This window comes from Streptomyces sp. NPDC044044, assembly GCF_056434405.1.
Window position 1 is genome coordinate 437,951 of the sequence record NZ_JBWKFG010000008.1, and the last position, 14,271, is coordinate 452,221.

The window sequence follows — 14,271 nt, forward strand, 5'->3', positions numbered from 1 at the left end:
ATAGGTGGTACAACTTTAAACGGACCTCGGTCCGCTTGCTCCGCTTCCCGTTACTGACTTCCGTCCGCACGCCTTTCAGGAGTTCCGCCATGTCTGTACGCATCCTCGCCCTCGTCGGCAGCCTCCGCGCCGGATCCCACAACCGTCAGCTCGCCGAGGCCGCGGCCAAGCACGCGCCCACGGGTGTGGACGTCGAGCTGTTCGACGGTCTTGCGGACGTGCCCTTCTACAACGAGGACATCGACGTCGAGGGCAGTGTCCCGGCCGCCGCGGCCCGCCTGCGTGAGGCGGCCGGCGGCGCCGACGCCTTCCTCCTCTTCTCGCCCGAGTACAACGGCACCATGCCCGCCGTCCTGAAGAACGCGATCGACTGGCTGTCCCGCCCGTACGGCGCCGGTGCGATCTCCGGCAAGCCGGTCGCCGTCGTCGGCACCGCGTTCGGCCAGTACGGCGGCGTGTGGGCGCAGGACGAGGCCCGCAAGGCCGCGGGCATCGCCGGTGGCGCGGTCATCGAGGACGCCAAGCTGTCCATCCCCGGCTCCCTGACGCGCTTCGCCGAGACCCACCCGGCCGACGACACCGAGGTGGCCACGGCCCTCACCGAGGTCGTCGCCCGCCTCACCGAGCAGGCCACGCCCGCCGCTGCCTGACGCTGCCACGGGGCCGGGCCGGGCCCGGCCCCGCTAGGCGCAGTCGAAGCGGTGGGTGCTCGGACGGTCGGGGCAGGCGCGGCACTCGAAGAGGTAGACCCCGCCCAGATCGCCGAACGCCATCCCGGCGTGCTCGTACGGCGCCTCGCGGTCCTCGGCCGGAGTCCAGGCCCGCGAGGAAGCCGCGTCGCTCTCGGTGCTCTCGAACGTCAGCAGATGATCCATCGGCCGGCCGCACTTCGTGCAGGCCGGCCACTGCGGGTCCTGGCCCCAGCCGGGATACCCGCCCAGCTTCGTGCCCGGAGCGGTGGACAGGTGGCACTGGTAGTCCCACCCGGTCTCCTCCTCCACCTGCGCGAACCGCTCCTCCAGGGCGTCCCAGATGTCGTCCGCGAGGTCCCAGCTCGGGTACTCCGTCACCTGTTCCGGGTGGACGGCGCAGGGGCGCGGCACGTACTTCTCGTGCCTCTCGACAGGCATCGGTGGAGCATCGAGCACCTGCCCCACCGCTCCGGCGTTCCGCCAGTGGACCTGAGGGACGACCCACTGGCCGCCGCCGTGCCGACGCGGGCACCACACCACCTGGAGCACGTCGCATCCTTCCGGGAAGGCGACGACGTCCGGGACGTGGGCCCGGTAGATCTGCGCGACGGCCACCATCGGCGCCCCTCCGTGCTCGGCGCACACCGGCCACGGCTCCCGTGCCGGCCACCGCAAAGGGCCGCCGACCGAACTGTCGTGGTACGTCGGGGCGCCCGCGCGCGGGTGGAGCCGTACCGCCTCCTTCTTGAAGCGGACGACTTCGGGGAAGAGCTGCTCCACGTCCAGGGGGCGTGGCGGCGTGTGGCGGGCCATGCGCCGGAGGATACGTGGGGGCGTGTCCGCGACGCGTGGCCGGAAGGTCTTCGCTTCGCCGTCAGGCGACGGGTGCGGGCAGGCTGACTCCGGTGAGGAGTTCGGCCTCGTGCCACAGGCGGGCGTTGGCCGCGGTGTCCAGGGCCCGCTTGGTCACGCGTGCCGTGGTGGTGGGGCCGACGAGGCCGAAGCGGCCCCCCGGACCGTAGTAGCCGCCGGCCACGGCGTCGGGGCTGGTCGCCGCGTGCAGCAGAGGTTCCGTGCCCGGCCCGGCCGCCTGTGAGGGCAGGAAGCCGAGCGAGGTGATCAGGGACGACTTCGGCTTGTCGCGGCCGAGGCTCGCGCCCGCCGTCTGGAGGTTGGTGCGGGTGTAGCCGGGGTGGGCGGCGGTGCTCAGGAGGTTCCAGCCGCGCTCGGCGGACACGGCGGCCAGCTGCTGGGCCAGCATCAGGTCGGCGAGCTTGGACTGGGCGTAAGAGCGGTAGGGGCTGTAGCGGCGGCGCTCCCACTGGAGGTCGTCGAAGCGGATCCGGCCGTAGTCGGCCATGCCGCTGCTCATGGTGGCCACGCGCGGGGCCCGCGCCGCGAGCAGCAGGGGCAGCAGTCGCAGGGTCAGCGCGAAGGGGCCGAGGAAGTTGCTGCCCAGCTGCAGCTCGAAGTTGTCGGCCGTGGTCATGCGGGTGGGCGGCGCCATCACTCCTGCGTTGTTGACCAGCAGGTCGATGGGCGTGCCGTCGGAGATGAGGCCGTCGGCGAACTCCTCGACCGACGACAGGTCCGCGAGATCGATCCGGCGCACGTCGATCCGTGCCTTCGGGTGCTCGGCGAGGATCTCGGAGCGGGCCTGCTCGCCCTTGGCGGGCGTGCGCACGGCCATCACGACATGCGCTCCGGCACCGGCGATGCGGCGGGCGGCTTCCTTTCCGGTGCCGCTGTTCGCGCCGGTGATGACGGCGAGGGTGCCGGTCTGATCAGGGACGACGTACATGGTGACTCCTGGGGAGGGGCGAATACCGGACCATCGGTCTCTTGCGTTCGAAGCTAGCAGACCGCCGGTCCGATAACAACAGACCAGAGGTCTGTAGACTCTGGTCATGACAGAAACGCCCTTCCGCCGCGCCCGCAGCGAGGAACAGCGCGCCGTACGCAGACAGGCGATCCTGGACACCGCGGCGGCGATGCTGACCGAGATGCCGGTCGCCCAGCTGAGCCTCAACGAGCTGAGCCGCCGCGTCGGCCTGGCGAAGTCGAACGTCCTGCGCTACTTCGAGTCCCGCGAGGCCGTGCTGCTCGAACTGCTCGACGTCGCGCTGGGGGAGTGGCTCCAGGACCTCGACGGCGAGCTCGCCACCGCGGTCGACGCCACCGCGTCCCCCACCGAACGCTGCGACCAGCTGTCCGCCACGATCGCCACCTCCCTGGCGGCGCGCCCCGTCCTGTGCGACCTGATCAGCGCGCAGGCCGCGGTCCTGGAGCGCAATGTCTCCCCGGAGGTCGCCGCGGAGTACAAACGAGCCGCCATCGCGGGCGTCGGCGTACTGATCGGACTCGTGCGCGCGCACCTGCCGGAGCTCACCGAGGACGACGGGATGCGGTTCGCCGCCTACGCCGTCATGGTGACGGGCGCCGTCTGGACGCACTCGCAGCCGTCCGCCGCGATGCTCGCCGCGTACGAAGCCGATCCCGAACTGGCGGCCATGCGGCTCGACTTCACCTCGTTCGTCCGCGAGGCACTCGAAGTGCTGCTGAGCGGGTTGCTCGCACGGGCCGCGCGCTGAGCGCCTATAGATTGGCCTCATGTACTCGACACAGGTGTCCGGCCACGTGAATGCCCCGCGTACGGCCGTCTACCAGGCGCTTCTGGACGCGGACGCGATCGCGCGCTGGCGCGTGCCGGACGGCATGAGCGGCCACGTGCACACCTTCGATCCCCGCGAAGGCGGGCGGTTCCGCGTCTCGCTCACCTACGACGAGCAGTCCGGCACCGGCAAGTCGGCCTCGCACACCGACACGTACCACGGCCACTTCGCCAAGCTCGTACCGGACGAGCAGGTCGTCGAAGTGCTCGCGTTCGAGACCGAGGATCCCGAGCTGCGCGGCACGATGACGATGACGACCACGCTCACCGACGAGGACGGCGGAACAGCCGTCCTCGTCGTGCACGAAGGGATCCCCGACAGCATCCCCGCCGCCGACAACGAAACGGGGACGCGCATGGCGCTGGCGAATCTCGCCCGGTTCGTCGAGGGAGCACGGTAGACGGAGCTAGGGCCGCTCAGTGTGCACGCGGCTCGGCCGCGTCCGAAGGAACGCGGCCAGAGCCACGGCGGCCAGCAGCAGAATCGCGGGCGCGAGCGCGGCGGCCGTGCCGTGGTTCAGCTGCAGCAGTCCGCCCGCGAGGGCGCCGGTGAACATCGCGGCGACGGACACGAACCTGCGTACGGACGCCGGGCCCGGCCGGTCGGAGGCCAGGCCGGTCAGGGTGCGCGTCAGGACGGTCGTGGTCAGATCGGGTACGGCGACCTTGCCGACCACGGCGTTCTGCAGTCCCATGCCGAGCGCGAGCAGCGCGATCAGGACATGTCTGAAGTCGGCGGTGAGGTCGAGCACCAGGGCCATCGCGACCAGCACGGCGTGCGCCGCGACCAGGAGCGCGAACAGCCGCAGCGGCCGCGCGACCCGTGCCGCGATCAGCCCACCCGTCCACGCCCCTGCCACGAACGCGCCGACCGCCAGGAGTGACGCCGTCGCGGACAGCTGCACGTCGCCCGCGAGCGCGAAGCCCAGGAAGACCACATTGCCGGTCATGTTGGCGACGAAGACGCGGTCGAGGCCGAGATAGCTGACGGCGTCGACAAGACCGGTGACGAACGTCAGCAGCACGAGGAGCGGAGGCAGTACGCCGTGGTGGCCGTCGGTCTCGGGGAAGAGGCGGGCGGCGGCCCGGTCGAGCAATGAGTTCATGCCGTTCTCTTCGGCAGGGACGCGCCGCGGCCCGACCCGGGTGCCGTCGGGTTCACCTCATCGTTCCCAGGCCCGGCGCGCCTCGCTCCCGGGATCGTCACGCACCGTCCAGCGGCGGCCGATGACCGCCGTCGCCCGGCGGCGGGTGTCGTACGGGGCCCAGCCGGGATCACCGGTGCGGGCGAAGCCGACCCACGCGGCATGCATGCGGCCGGAGAGGTCGGGCGGAGGGTCGCCCGGACCGAACAGGGCGCCGGGGCCGCTCAGTTGTGCCGTGTCGACGCCGAAGACGAAGGGGAGTTCCATCGTGTGGGTGGCGCCGAGCAGTCCGTCGAAGGCAAGGGAGCGCCAGTCGAACAGATAGCTGTACGTGGCGCCGGAGGACCGGTCGGCGTGGGCATCGGCCAGGGCCCGGCTCCCCGCGCCGAACAGCGCGTCGCCCATGACAGCAGAGCGCAGTTGCCCGGCGGTGGCCTCCGGGTGCGCCGCGCGGTAGGCGGCGACGAGCAAGTCCGGTTCGGGGTGGGAGCGTTCGGCCGCGGCGCGTACGTCGGCCGGGGTCGATGTGGCGTAGGCCCCGGAGGGTACGAGGTAGAGGTTGCCCTCCTCGGTGTTGGTGCCGATGAGGAGATCGATGTCGGCGCTGCCGTGCCCGGCGGCGATGACGTCGGCGGGCTGGCGGTCCGCGACCACGCTGAAGGGGCTGAGCCCGATCAACGGGTCGTAGGCGGTGGTGGTCCTCAGGTCGATGCCGCCGAGCCGGGCCGTGGCCTCGACCAGCCGCGCGTCGGGGATGGTGTCGAAGGCGCCGGCCCGCGGTGCGATGCCCAGCTCGGCCGCTGCCGCCCGTGTCACCCGGGCGGCCTGTTCGGGCGAGAAGGCGCCCAGGCCGCTGCCGCTCTGGACGATGGCCCGCCGGACGAGACCCCTGCTCTGCGGCGCGGCGACGACGGCACCGGTGAGGGTGGCGCCGGCGGACTGGCCGAAGAGCGTGACCCGGTCGGGGTCCCCTCCGAACGCGGCGATGTTCTCCCGCACCCAGCGCAGGGCGGCGAGTACGTCGAGCAGACCACGGTTGCGCGGCGCTCCTGGCAGGTCGAGGAAGCCTGCGATGCCGAGGCGGTAGTTGACGGTCACCAGGACGACGCCGTCGCGCGCGAAGGCGGTGCCGTCGTACAGGCTCGCCCTGGTCGAACCCGCCACGAAGCCTCCGCCGTGCACGAAGACCATGACCGGCAGGGGCTGGCGTTGCCCGTCGGGGGCCCAGATGTCGAGGGTGAGGTAGTCGTCCCCGGGCACCCAACCGGGGCCGAAGTAGGGCGACATGTCGATGGCACCCAGGCTCCGCTCGGGCTGCGGCGCGGTCGGCCCCGCCGCCGTCGCGTCCCGGACCCCGTCCCACGGGGCGTGCGGCAAAGGCGCGGCGAAGCGACCGGTGAGGGCCGGGGGCGCGGCGTACGGGATGCCGCGGAAGAGCGCGACGCCGTCGTGCCGGGTGCCCGCGACCCTTCCCTGCGTGGTGGTCACGGTGCGGGTGCCGGTGCGGTTCGCCGCGGTCATGCCTTCGTCACCTGAGCCTCGTCTCCCACCGCACGCTCGTACGGCGTGAACGGAGCCCACCCCTTGATGGCGAACGCGCTGCCCGAGCGCTCGACCTCGGCGGCGCCGTGGCCTCCCAGGTGCGCGGGGACGACGAGCGCGTTGTGGTCGGCGGCCCAGCCCAGGATCCGTCGGCGTGTGGCGCGGGCGCCCGCGGGGTCCTCGCAGAAGCAGCTGTTGTGGTCCGGGTCGACGAGCTGGACGGGACCGTGCAGCAGATCGCCCACGAAGACCGCGCGGTCGCTCCCGCCGGTGAGGGTGAGGACGCTGGAGCCGGGGGTGTGCCCGGGGGCCGCTTCGAGGAGCAGGTTGGTGTCGATCCGGTGGGATCCCTCCCACAGGCGCACCAGTCCCGCCCGGTGCACGGGGGCGACGCTGTCCTCGAAGACGTTCTGGTTGCCGCGGCCGAGCAGCGACGTGTGGCCGTTCTCCGGGTTCCAGAAGTCGTAGTCGTCCTTGGGCAGCAGATAGGTGGCGTTCGGGAAGGTGGGGACCCAGTCCCTGCCGTCCAGGCAGGTGTTCCAGCCGACGTGGTCGATGTGCAGATGCGTGTTGATCACGATGTCGACGTCCTCGGGGGCGACGCCCGCCCGCGCCAGTTCGCCGAGGAAGTCGGTGCGCAGGTGGCTCCACACCGGGGAGTACGGCCGCTCCTTGTGGTTGCCGACGCCCGTGTCGACGAGGATGGTCTTCCCCTCGCTGCGCAGCAGCCAGCTCTGGACCGCGGAGTTGACGATGTTCGTCCGCGGGTCGAGGAAGTCGGGCGCGTGCCAGGCGGCGTTGTCGCGCCAGGCGTCCTCCGGGGCGGTGGGGAGGAATTGGGCGGGCGTCATGTCGACGGGGCCGTAGTACTCCTTGACGCGGGTGACGGTGACGTCGCCGAGTTCGATCTGTTCCATCAGGGTGCTCCATGCCGGGGACTGTCTGGCTTCGGACCACCACCGTCGCCGTGTCCGCGCAGGTCAGCCAGACCCGCCGCTGCCTACCCCGGACAGGGTCAGGCTGCCGCGCACGGGCCGATGCAGACTGGACGGCATGAGTGAACGAGGACGGCTCGGCGACTTCCTGTACGCGCGGCGTTCCCAGCTGCGCCCCGCTGACGTCGGCCTGAAGGACTACGGCGACCGGCGGCGCGTGGCGGGCCTGCGCAGGGAAGAGCTCGCGCTGCTCGCCGGTGTCAGCGCCTCGTACTACACGCGGCTTGAGCAGGGCCAGTCGCTCGGGGCGTCCCCGGAGATCCTGGACGCCCTCGCCAGGGCCCTGAGCCTGGACGAGTCGGAGCGCCGGCACCTGCACGACCTCGCCGACGCGGGCAGAAGGCGGGCCCCCGCCGCGCGGCCACGGCCCGAGCGGGCGGGGGCCACCACGCTCCATCTGCTGAGCACTCTGGAGAGCGTTCCGGCCCTGATCACCGGACGTCGCGCCGACGTGCTCGCCTGGAACCCCCTGGGTCACGCGCTGTTCGCGGCGCACGTGGACCCCGACAGTCCCCGGCGGGCGGCCGAGCGTCCCAACCTCGCCAGGATGCTCTTCCTGGACCCGCACACCCGCGCGTTGTACGCCGACTGGACGGCGAAGGCCAAGGCCGTCGTCGCGAACCTGCGGATGGTCGCGGGACGCCACCCCGACGACACGCTGCTGACCTCCCTCATCGGTGAACTCACGGTCAAGAGCCCCGAGTTCGCCGCCCTGTGGACCGGTCATCAGGTGCGCCCCTGTGACTTCGCCGGCTACGAGATGCGCCATCCCCTCGTCGGCACCCTCACCGTGACCCAGCAGAGCCTCCAGCTCCCCCAGGCGGCGGACCAGCTCCTGGTGCTCGCCGTCACGGAGCCGGGCTCACCGTCACGACAAGCCGTGAGCCTCCTCGCGCAAGCCGCCACCGCCGAGGGCCGCGCTCGTTCCGCCTCCGGCCGCCGGCCGGGTTCCGGCGGCGAGCGGGCCGGTTCCAGGACAGCCGCAGGACAACCCTGAGAACCCCAAGTCGCCGTGCCCTCAGGGCATCGACCGCCCCTCCAACGCGGTCTGCCAGCCCGGTACTTCGGCCTCGCGCACCGGCGCGGCCCGCCGCCCGCCCCGCGCGAAGAAGTCGGCCAGCGGGAGCGTGGCCGCGCCGACCGTCACCGCGTCCGGGCCGAGGCGTCCCAGGTCGATGGTGACGCGCCCCGCCGGGTAGGACAGGGCGTAGGTGGGGATGTAGCGCTTCACCGCGGTCAGGAAGCGCTGCCCGAGCTGGAGTCCTGCCCAGCCGCCGACCAGGATCCGCTCCGGCTGGAAGAGGTTGATCAGGTCGGAGAGCCCCGCCCCCAGGTACTCGGCGGTCTCCTCCAGGACCAGCAGCGCCGTCGGGTCGGCCGCGCCGCTCTCCGGGTAGGCGGCGTTGAGCATGGCGGTGAGCCCGCTCTCCTCGTCCATGCCCACGGGCGGACGTCCGCCCGCCTCCTGCCACCGTTCGAGCAGCGCCTCCGCCCCCGCGTACGCCTCCAGGCAGCCACGGGCCCCGCACCGGCACCGTCTGCCCTGCACCCGCACGGTGAGGTGGCCCCACTCGACGGCGCGGCCCTGCTCCACGTCCTCGGTGACGACGCACGCGCCGACACCCGAACCGAACAGCACGACCACGGCGTTGCGGGTGCCACGCCCGGCGCCGAACCACATCTCGGCCTGGCCGAGCGTCTTGGCGCCGTTGTCGATGAAGTACGGTACCGATGACGGGAGTTGACCGGTCGCCCGGAGCAGTGACTCCAGCGGGACCGCGTTCCAGCCGATGGTCTGCCCGTGCACCACGGCGCCGATCTCGCCGTCGCGCGCGACGATTCCGGGTACGCCGATGCCGACGCCGAGGAGTCCCTCGTCCGCGCCGCCCGCCGCGTCGAGCACCTCGCCGATCCCGTCGCGGATGTGCTCGGCGATGCCGCCGACGTCATGACCCTTCAGGGTCAACGGCCTTTCCACCCTGGCGAGTTCGGACAAGGAGAGGTCGAAGAGTTCGACGCGTACGCGGGTCTCGCCGACGTCCACGCCGATCAGCTGGCCGCGGCCCGGCGCGACCCGAAGCAGCGTACGCGGGCGCCCGCCGTCGGACTCCACGCTGCCCGCCTCCTCCACCCACCCCTCCGTCACCAGCTCAGCCACGACATTGCTGATGGAACCTGAACTCAGCCCGGTGGCGGGTCCGAGCGTGAAGCGGCTCATCGGTCCCTCGAAGTACAGCCGCTGCAGTACGGCGGCGCGGTTCTCCCGCCGCAGGTCGTGCACCGTACGCCCGTTGCGCTGCCCAGCCATGTGGTTCCTTCCGGCGTGCTCTGCCTCGAAGTTGGTTCTGTGTGACCCCTTGACGGTATCTTCCCTGCCGGTTTAACTCACGTCCTAAATTAAGTCATGAGGGCATTCAAGAGTTGAACGCGGCGCCTGCTCGACCCGGCGCCGGGCCAGCCACCTCCCCATGACTCCCTCCGGAAGGGACACCTGGAGCCATGCGCAGATTCCGAGCCGCCGCCTCCGTCGGCGCCGCCACCCTCTCGCTCGCCCTCACCGCGACCGCCTGCGGCGGCGGTTCGACGACGGGCGGCGGGGGGTCCAACGACTCGCCGAAGACGCTGACCTACTGGGCGTCGAACCAAGGCCCCAATCTCGAGGCGGACAAGAAGATCCTCAAGCCCGAACTCGCCAAGTTCGAGAAGCAGACGGGGATCAAGGTCAAGCTCGAGGTGATCCCCTGGTCGGAGCTGCTCACCAAGATCCTTACCGCGACGACGTCGGGCCAGGGCCCCGACGTGCTCAACATCGGCAACACCTGGAGCGCTTCACTGCAGGCCAGCGGAGCCCTGCTGCCCTGGGACGAGAAGAACTTCGCCAAGATCGGCGGCAAGGACCGCTTCGTGGAGTCCGCGCTCGGCTCGGCCGGGGCGGCGGACAAGGACCCGGCCGCGGTCCCGCTGTACTCCATGGCGTACGCCCTCTACTACAACAAAAAGATGTTCAAGGAGGCCGGCATAGAGAAGCCGCCCGCCACCTGGGACGAGCTGGTCGCGGACGGCAAGAAGATCTCCAAGGGCGGCAAGTGGGCCCTGGGCGCGGAGGGGTCGAACCTCTCGAACAACATCCACCAGGTCTTCGCCCTCGGCAAGCAGCACGGCGCCGACTTCTTCACCGAGGACGGCAAGGCCGACTTCACCTCCGACGGTGCCGTCGCGGCCGTGAAGCAGTACGTCGACATGATGGCGAAGGACAAGATCGTCGCCCCGGGCAACGCCGAGTACGCGCAGAACCAGTCCCTCAGCGACTTCGCCAAGGACAAGACGGCGATGGTGCTGTGGCAGGCCGCCGCCACCACCTTCAAGTCGCAGGGCATGAGCGACGACGAGTGGGGCGTGGCGCCCGTGCCGGTCGGGTCCGGAGCTCCGGGTCAGGGCAAGGCGACCAACTCGATGGTCGCGGGCATCAACATGGCCGTCTTCAAGAACACCAAGAACATCGACGGCTCGCTGAAGTTCGTGAAGTTCATGACGAGCGACGCGGAGCAGAAGATCCTCTGCAAGTCCTACGGATCCGTGCCGCCCGTCAAGGCCGCGCAGGAGGACGCCGCCTTCGACCGTCCCGAGCTGAAGGTCCTGCGCGACACCCTCGCCAAGAGCGCCGCGCCGCTGCCCCAGGTGGCCAACGAGTCGCAGTTCGAGACCGCGGTGGGCACCGCAGTCAAGAACCTCTTCGCGAAGGCCGCGGACGGCGGTGAGGTGACCACCGCGTCGGTGAAGGCCGAACTGGTCAAGGCGCAGCAGCAGATGTCCCAGCAGTGAGTGATGCGACCGTGACCACTGGGACCACTGGAACCGCGACCATCGTTCAGGACGCGAAGGAGCCGTCCGTGACCACTCCGGAGACGGGACGCGCCCCGCGCCGCCGCCGTCCCGGACGGCTCCGCCGCATCAGCCTCCCGTACCTCCTGCTGCTCCCCGCCCTCCTGCTCGAACTCCTCGTCCATCTGCTGCCGATCGTCATCGGCGGCGTGATGAGCTTCAAGGAGCTCACCCAGTTCTTCATCCGCGACTGGGGCGCCGCGCCCTGGTCGGGCCTGGACAACTACAAGATCGCGGTCGACTTCGACGCGCCGGTGGGCGAGGCGCTGCTGCACTCGTTCTTCGTCACCTGTGCCTTCACGCTCCTCTCGGTCGGCCTCTGCTGGCTGATCGGGACGGCCGCGGCGATCTACCTGCAGGAGACGTTCAAGGGACGCGGCATCCTCAGGGCGCTCTTCCTCGTCCCGTACGCACTGCCCGTGTACGCGGCGGTGATCACCTGGGGCTTCATGTTCCAGCGTGACAACGGCCTGATCAACCACGTGCTCCACGACCAGCTGGGCCTCACCGACAGCGCGCCGTTCTGGCTCATCGGCGACAACAGCTTCGTCGCGCTGCTCACCGTCTCGGTGTGGAAGGGCTGGCCGTTCGCCTTCCTCATCATGATGGCCGGGCTGCAGAACATCCCCAGGGAGATGTACGAGGCGGCCGCGCTCGACGGCGCGGGGATGTGGCAGCAGATCCGCCGCATCACGCTGCCGTCCCTGCGCCCCGTCAACCAGGTCCTCGTGCTCGTCCTGTTCCTGTGGACGTTCAACGACTTCAACACGCCGTTCGTCCTGTTCGGCAGATCGGCGCCCGAAGCGGCGGACCTGATCTCCATCCACATCTATCAATCGTCGTTCGCCACCTGGAACTTCGGCACCGGATCGGCCATGTCGGTCCTGCTGCTCCTGTTCCTGCTCGCGGTGACGGGCGTCTATCTGTGGGTCACGTCGCGCGAGAGGAAGTCCGTGCATGTCTAGCCTCCGCATGGCCGTGCGCCCCCGGGGGGCCGCGAAGCCCCGGTCGCCGATGGCGGCGCCCCGCTCGTTCCTCTGGTCACGGCGGATCTTCCTGACGCTGCTCACGGGCTTCGTGCTGCTTCCGGTGTTCGTGATGGTGTCCAGCTCGCTCAAGCCCCTGGAAGACGTGTCGGGCAAGTTCCGCTGGATGCCGAGCGGGCTCACCATCCGCCCGTACATCGACATCTGGAAGACCGTCCCGCTGGCGAAGTACTTCATGAACTCGCTGATCGTGGCGGGCGCGGCCACCGTCTGCTCGGTGGTGATCGCCGTCTTCGCGGCCTATGCCGTCAGCCGCTACCAGTTCCGCGGCAAGCGCGTCTTCACGGTGACGGTCCTGTCCACCCAGATGTTCCCCGGCATCCTGTTCCTGCTGCCGCTGTTCCTGATGTACGTCAACATCGGCAACGCCACCGGGATCGCCCTGTTCGGTTCGCGGGCCGGTCTCATCCTCACGTATCTGACCTTCTCGCTGCCCTTCTCGATCTGGATGCTGATCGGGTACTTCGGCTCGGTGCCGCGCGATCTGGACGAGGCGGCGCTCGTCGACGGCTGCGGGCCGATCGGAGCGCTCTTCCGGGTCGTCGTGCCTGCCGCGATCCCCGGCATCGTCGCGGTCGCCGTCTACGCGTTCATGACCGCCTGGGGAGAAGTGCTCTTCGCCTCCGTCATGACGAACGAGGGCACCCGCACCCTCGCCATCGGCCTGCAGGGCTACTCCACCCAGAACGACGTCTACTGGAACCAGATCATGGCCGCATCGCTGGTCGTGAGCGTGCCGGTGGTCGCGGGCTTCCTCCTGCTCCAGCGCTATCTGGTCGCCGGCCTCACCGCCGGAGCCGTCAAGTGACCCACCACCCCCTCATGCCTGAACCCCGTATGCCTGATCCCCGTATGCCTGACATCCCTACGTCTGATCCCGTTACGTCTGAGAGGACGTCCGTGTCCGAGCTCATCGACCTTGCCGCACTCCCGCACGACTTCACGTGGGGCACGGCCACATCGGCGTACCAGATCGAAGGGGCCGTCACCGAGGACGGCCGTTCCCCCTCGATCTGGGACACCTTCTCGCACACCCCCGGAAAGATCGACAACGACGATCACGGTGACGTGGCCTGCGACCACTACCACCGCTGGCGCGAGGACATCGCGCTGATGAAGCAACTGGGCACCAACGCCTACCGGTTGTCCCTGGCCTGGCCGCGCATCGTGCCCGGCGGCGACGGCCCGCCGAACCCCAAGGGCCTTGATTTCTACGACCAGTTGATCGACGGGCTGCTCGAAGCGGGCATCACTCCGTCGGTGACCCTCTACCACTGGGATCTGCCGCAGGTCCTCCAGGACCGCGGCGGCTGGCCCGAGCGGGAGACGGCCGAGCACTTCGCCGCGTACGCGTCCCTCGCGGCCGAGCGCTTCGGCGACCGCGTCACCCAGTGGGCCACGCTCAACGAACCCCTCTGCTCGGCGTGGATCGGCCACCTCGAAGGCCGGATGGCACCGGGCCTGACCGATTTGACCGCCGCCGTGCGCGCCTCGTACCACCTGCTGCTCGGGCACGGCCTCGCCACCCAGGCGATCCGCGCGGCGGCGCCCGGCGCGCAGATCGGCATCGTCAACAACCTCTCCACGGTCGAGCCCGCGAGCGACCGCCCCGAGGACGTCGCCGCCGCCCGCCGCGTGGACGGCCACACCAACCGCTGGTGGCTCGACCCGGTCCACGGCCGCGGCTTCCCCGCCGACATGCTCGAGGTGTACGGGGTCGAACTCCCGGAGCGTGCGGGTGACTTGGCGACCATCGCGCAGCCGCTGGACTGGCTGGGCCTGAACTACTACTTCCCGGCCGTCGTCTCCGACGACCCCGCGGGCCCCGCGCCCCACGCCCACCAGGTGCGCCGCGAGTCGGTGCCCCGCACCGGCATGGACTGGGAGATCGACGCGAGCGGCATCGAGACGCTCCTGCTGCGCCTCACGAACGAGTACGGGGCGCGCAAGCTGTACGTCACCGAGAACGGCTCGTCCTACCCCGACGTCGTACGCCCCGATGGAACGATCGACGACCAGGAGCGCACCGACTACCTGATCCGTCACCTCGCGGCCTGCGCGAGCGCCGCCCGCAAGGGGGCGCCCCTTGCCGGGTACTACGCGTGGTCGCTGCTCGACAACTTCGAATGGGCCTACGGCTACGACAAGCGCTTCGGCCTGGTGCACGTCGACTACGAGACGCAGCGCCGCACCGTCAAGGGAAGCGGTCTGCGCTACGCCGACATCATCCGCGGCCACCAGGGGCGGGTGAGCCGCGCCGCCTGACACGGTCCGCGCGTGCCGACAGCGGCTCCCGGC

The 14,271-nt window shown here is 70.5% G+C and carries 14 protein-coding genes; 8 read left to right on the top strand and 6 right to left on the bottom strand.

Annotated elements, in window-relative coordinates; genetic code table 11:
• The first annotated feature begins 89 nt into the window (after window positions 1-89).
• Entirely contained in the window at window positions 90-650 is a 561-nt protein-coding gene (locus tag AC07AG_RS30010) for an NAD(P)H-dependent oxidoreductase (protein WP_478759248.1), read from the top strand.
• Window positions 651-683: 33 nt separating this feature from the next.
• Here the strand turns inward: AC07AG_RS30010 and AC07AG_RS30015 are convergent, their stop codons facing one another.
• On the bottom strand, window positions 684-1,505 hold the full coding sequence (locus tag AC07AG_RS30015; RefSeq protein WP_478759249.1) for a YwqG family protein: 822 nt from the start codon (window positions 1,503-1,505) through the stop codon (window positions 684-686).
• A gap of 61 nt (window positions 1,506-1,566) precedes the next feature.
• Window positions 1,567-2,493, bottom strand: coding sequence for an SDR family oxidoreductase (locus AC07AG_RS30020; RefSeq protein ID WP_478759250.1), 927 nt, complete (start codon window positions 2,491-2,493; stop codon window positions 1,567-1,569).
• Window positions 2,494-2,599: 106 nt separating this feature from the next.
• Between AC07AG_RS30020 and AC07AG_RS30025 the strand changes: the two genes are divergently transcribed.
• Both AC07AG_RS30025 and AC07AG_RS30030 read left to right on the top strand, forming a co-directional pair.
• Window positions 2,600-3,283 carry a TetR/AcrR family transcriptional regulator gene (locus AC07AG_RS30025; protein ID WP_478759251.1) on the top strand — a complete coding sequence of 228 codons (684 nt, stop codon included), beginning with the start codon at window positions 2,600-2,602 and terminating at the stop codon, window positions 3,281-3,283.
• Window positions 3,284-3,302: 19 nt separating this feature from the next.
• A complete protein-coding gene (locus AC07AG_RS30030) occupies window positions 3,303-3,764 on the top strand; it encodes an SRPBCC domain-containing protein (protein ID WP_478759252.1) in 462 nt (153 codons plus the stop codon).
• 6 nt (window positions 3,765-3,770) lie between these two features.
• Here the strand turns inward: AC07AG_RS30030 and AC07AG_RS30035 are convergent, their stop codons facing one another.
• From AC07AG_RS30035 to AC07AG_RS30045, 3 genes are read right to left on the bottom strand one after another with little or no spacing between them, the layout of a single operon-like run.
• On the bottom strand, window positions 3,771-4,469 hold the full coding sequence (locus AC07AG_RS30035; protein ID WP_478759253.1) for a YoaK family protein: 699 nt from the start codon (window positions 4,467-4,469) through the stop codon (window positions 3,771-3,773).
• A 57-nt stretch (window positions 4,470-4,526) separates the two neighbouring features.
• On the bottom strand, window positions 4,527-6,029 hold the full coding sequence (locus AC07AG_RS30040; protein ID WP_478759254.1) for a carboxylesterase/lipase family protein: 1,503 nt from the start codon (window positions 6,027-6,029) through the stop codon (window positions 4,527-4,529).
• The gene (locus AC07AG_RS30045) at window positions 6,026-6,967 is read right to left on the bottom strand and encodes an MBL fold metallo-hydrolase (protein ID WP_478759255.1); all 942 of its coding nucleotides are present in this window, start codon (window positions 6,965-6,967) and stop codon (window positions 6,026-6,028) included. Before AC07AG_RS30045 ends, AC07AG_RS30040 begins: the two co-directional genes overlap by 4 nt.
• Before the next feature lie 136 nt (window positions 6,968-7,103).
• On the opposite strand from AC07AG_RS30045, the gene AC07AG_RS30050 reads away from it, so the two are divergent.
• Window positions 7,104-8,042, top strand: a complete 939-nt coding sequence (locus AC07AG_RS30050; RefSeq protein WP_478759256.1) for a helix-turn-helix domain-containing protein — start codon at window positions 7,104-7,106, stop codon at window positions 8,040-8,042.
• A 21-nt stretch (window positions 8,043-8,063) separates the two neighbouring features.
• On the opposite strand, the gene AC07AG_RS30055 is transcribed toward AC07AG_RS30050, so the two are convergent.
• Window positions 8,064-9,353 carry an ROK family transcriptional regulator gene (locus AC07AG_RS30055; protein WP_478759257.1) on the bottom strand — a complete coding sequence of 430 codons (1,290 nt, stop codon included), beginning with the start codon at window positions 9,351-9,353 and terminating at the stop codon, window positions 8,064-8,066.
• 191 nt (window positions 9,354-9,544) lie between these two features.
• On the opposite strand from AC07AG_RS30055, the gene AC07AG_RS30060 reads away from it, so the two are divergent.
• From AC07AG_RS30060 to AC07AG_RS30075, 4 genes are all read left to right on the top strand, one after another.
• The gene (locus AC07AG_RS30060; protein WP_478759258.1) at window positions 9,545-10,867 is read left to right on the top strand and encodes an ABC transporter substrate-binding protein; all 1,323 of its coding nucleotides are present in this window, start codon (window positions 9,545-9,547) and stop codon (window positions 10,865-10,867) included.
• Between the two features lie 68 nt (window positions 10,868-10,935).
• Window positions 10,936-11,892 carry a carbohydrate ABC transporter permease gene (locus AC07AG_RS30065; protein WP_478759259.1) on the top strand — a complete coding sequence of 319 codons (957 nt, stop codon included), beginning with the start codon at window positions 10,936-10,938 and terminating at the stop codon, window positions 11,890-11,892.
• Window positions 11,885-12,781, top strand: coding sequence for a carbohydrate ABC transporter permease (locus tag AC07AG_RS30070; RefSeq protein ID WP_478759260.1), 897 nt, complete (start codon window positions 11,885-11,887; stop codon window positions 12,779-12,781). The genes AC07AG_RS30065 and AC07AG_RS30070 overlap by 8 nt, the downstream gene beginning before the upstream one ends.
• Window positions 12,782-12,825: 44 nt before the next feature.
• Window positions 12,826-14,238, top strand: coding sequence for a GH1 family beta-glucosidase (locus AC07AG_RS30075; RefSeq protein WP_478759261.1), 1,413 nt, complete (start codon window positions 12,826-12,828; stop codon window positions 14,236-14,238).
• Window positions 14,239-14,271 lie beyond the last annotated feature (33 nt).

Coding starts and splice junctions, on each gene's coding strand:
- AC07AG_RS30030 (WP_478759252.1), top strand. CDS start 3,303: ATGTACTCGACACAGGTGTCCGGCCACGTGAATGCCCCGCGTACGGCC.
- AC07AG_RS30070 (WP_478759260.1), top strand. CDS start 11,885: ATGTCTAGCCTCCGCATGGCCGTGCGCCCCCGGGGGGCCGCGAAGCCC.
- AC07AG_RS30040 (WP_478759254.1), bottom strand. CDS start 6,029: ATGACCGCGGCGAACCGCACCGGCACCCGCACCGTGACCACCACGCAG.
- AC07AG_RS30015 (WP_478759249.1), bottom strand. CDS start 1,505: ATGGCCCGCCACACGCCGCCACGCCCCCTGGACGTGGAGCAGCTCTTC.
- AC07AG_RS30035 (WP_478759253.1), bottom strand. CDS start 4,469: ATGAACTCATTGCTCGACCGGGCCGCCGCCCGCCTCTTCCCCGAGACC.
- AC07AG_RS30055 (WP_478759257.1), bottom strand. CDS start 9,353: ATGGCTGGGCAGCGCAACGGGCGTACGGTGCACGACCTGCGGCGGGAG.
- AC07AG_RS30050 (WP_478759256.1), top strand. CDS start 7,104: ATGAGTGAACGAGGACGGCTCGGCGACTTCCTGTACGCGCGGCGTTCC.
- AC07AG_RS30075 (WP_478759261.1), top strand. CDS start 12,826: ATGCCTGACATCCCTACGTCTGATCCCGTTACGTCTGAGAGGACGTCC.
- AC07AG_RS30025 (WP_478759251.1), top strand. CDS start 2,600: ATGACAGAAACGCCCTTCCGCCGCGCCCGCAGCGAGGAACAGCGCGCC.
- AC07AG_RS30010 (WP_478759248.1), top strand. CDS start 90: ATGTCTGTACGCATCCTCGCCCTCGTCGGCAGCCTCCGCGCCGGATCC.
- AC07AG_RS30060 (WP_478759258.1), top strand. CDS start 9,545: ATGCGCAGATTCCGAGCCGCCGCCTCCGTCGGCGCCGCCACCCTCTCG.
- AC07AG_RS30045 (WP_478759255.1), bottom strand. CDS start 6,967: ATGGAACAGATCGAACTCGGCGACGTCACCGTCACCCGCGTCAAGGAG.
- AC07AG_RS30020 (WP_478759250.1), bottom strand. CDS start 2,493: ATGTACGTCGTCCCTGATCAGACCGGCACCCTCGCCGTCATCACCGGC.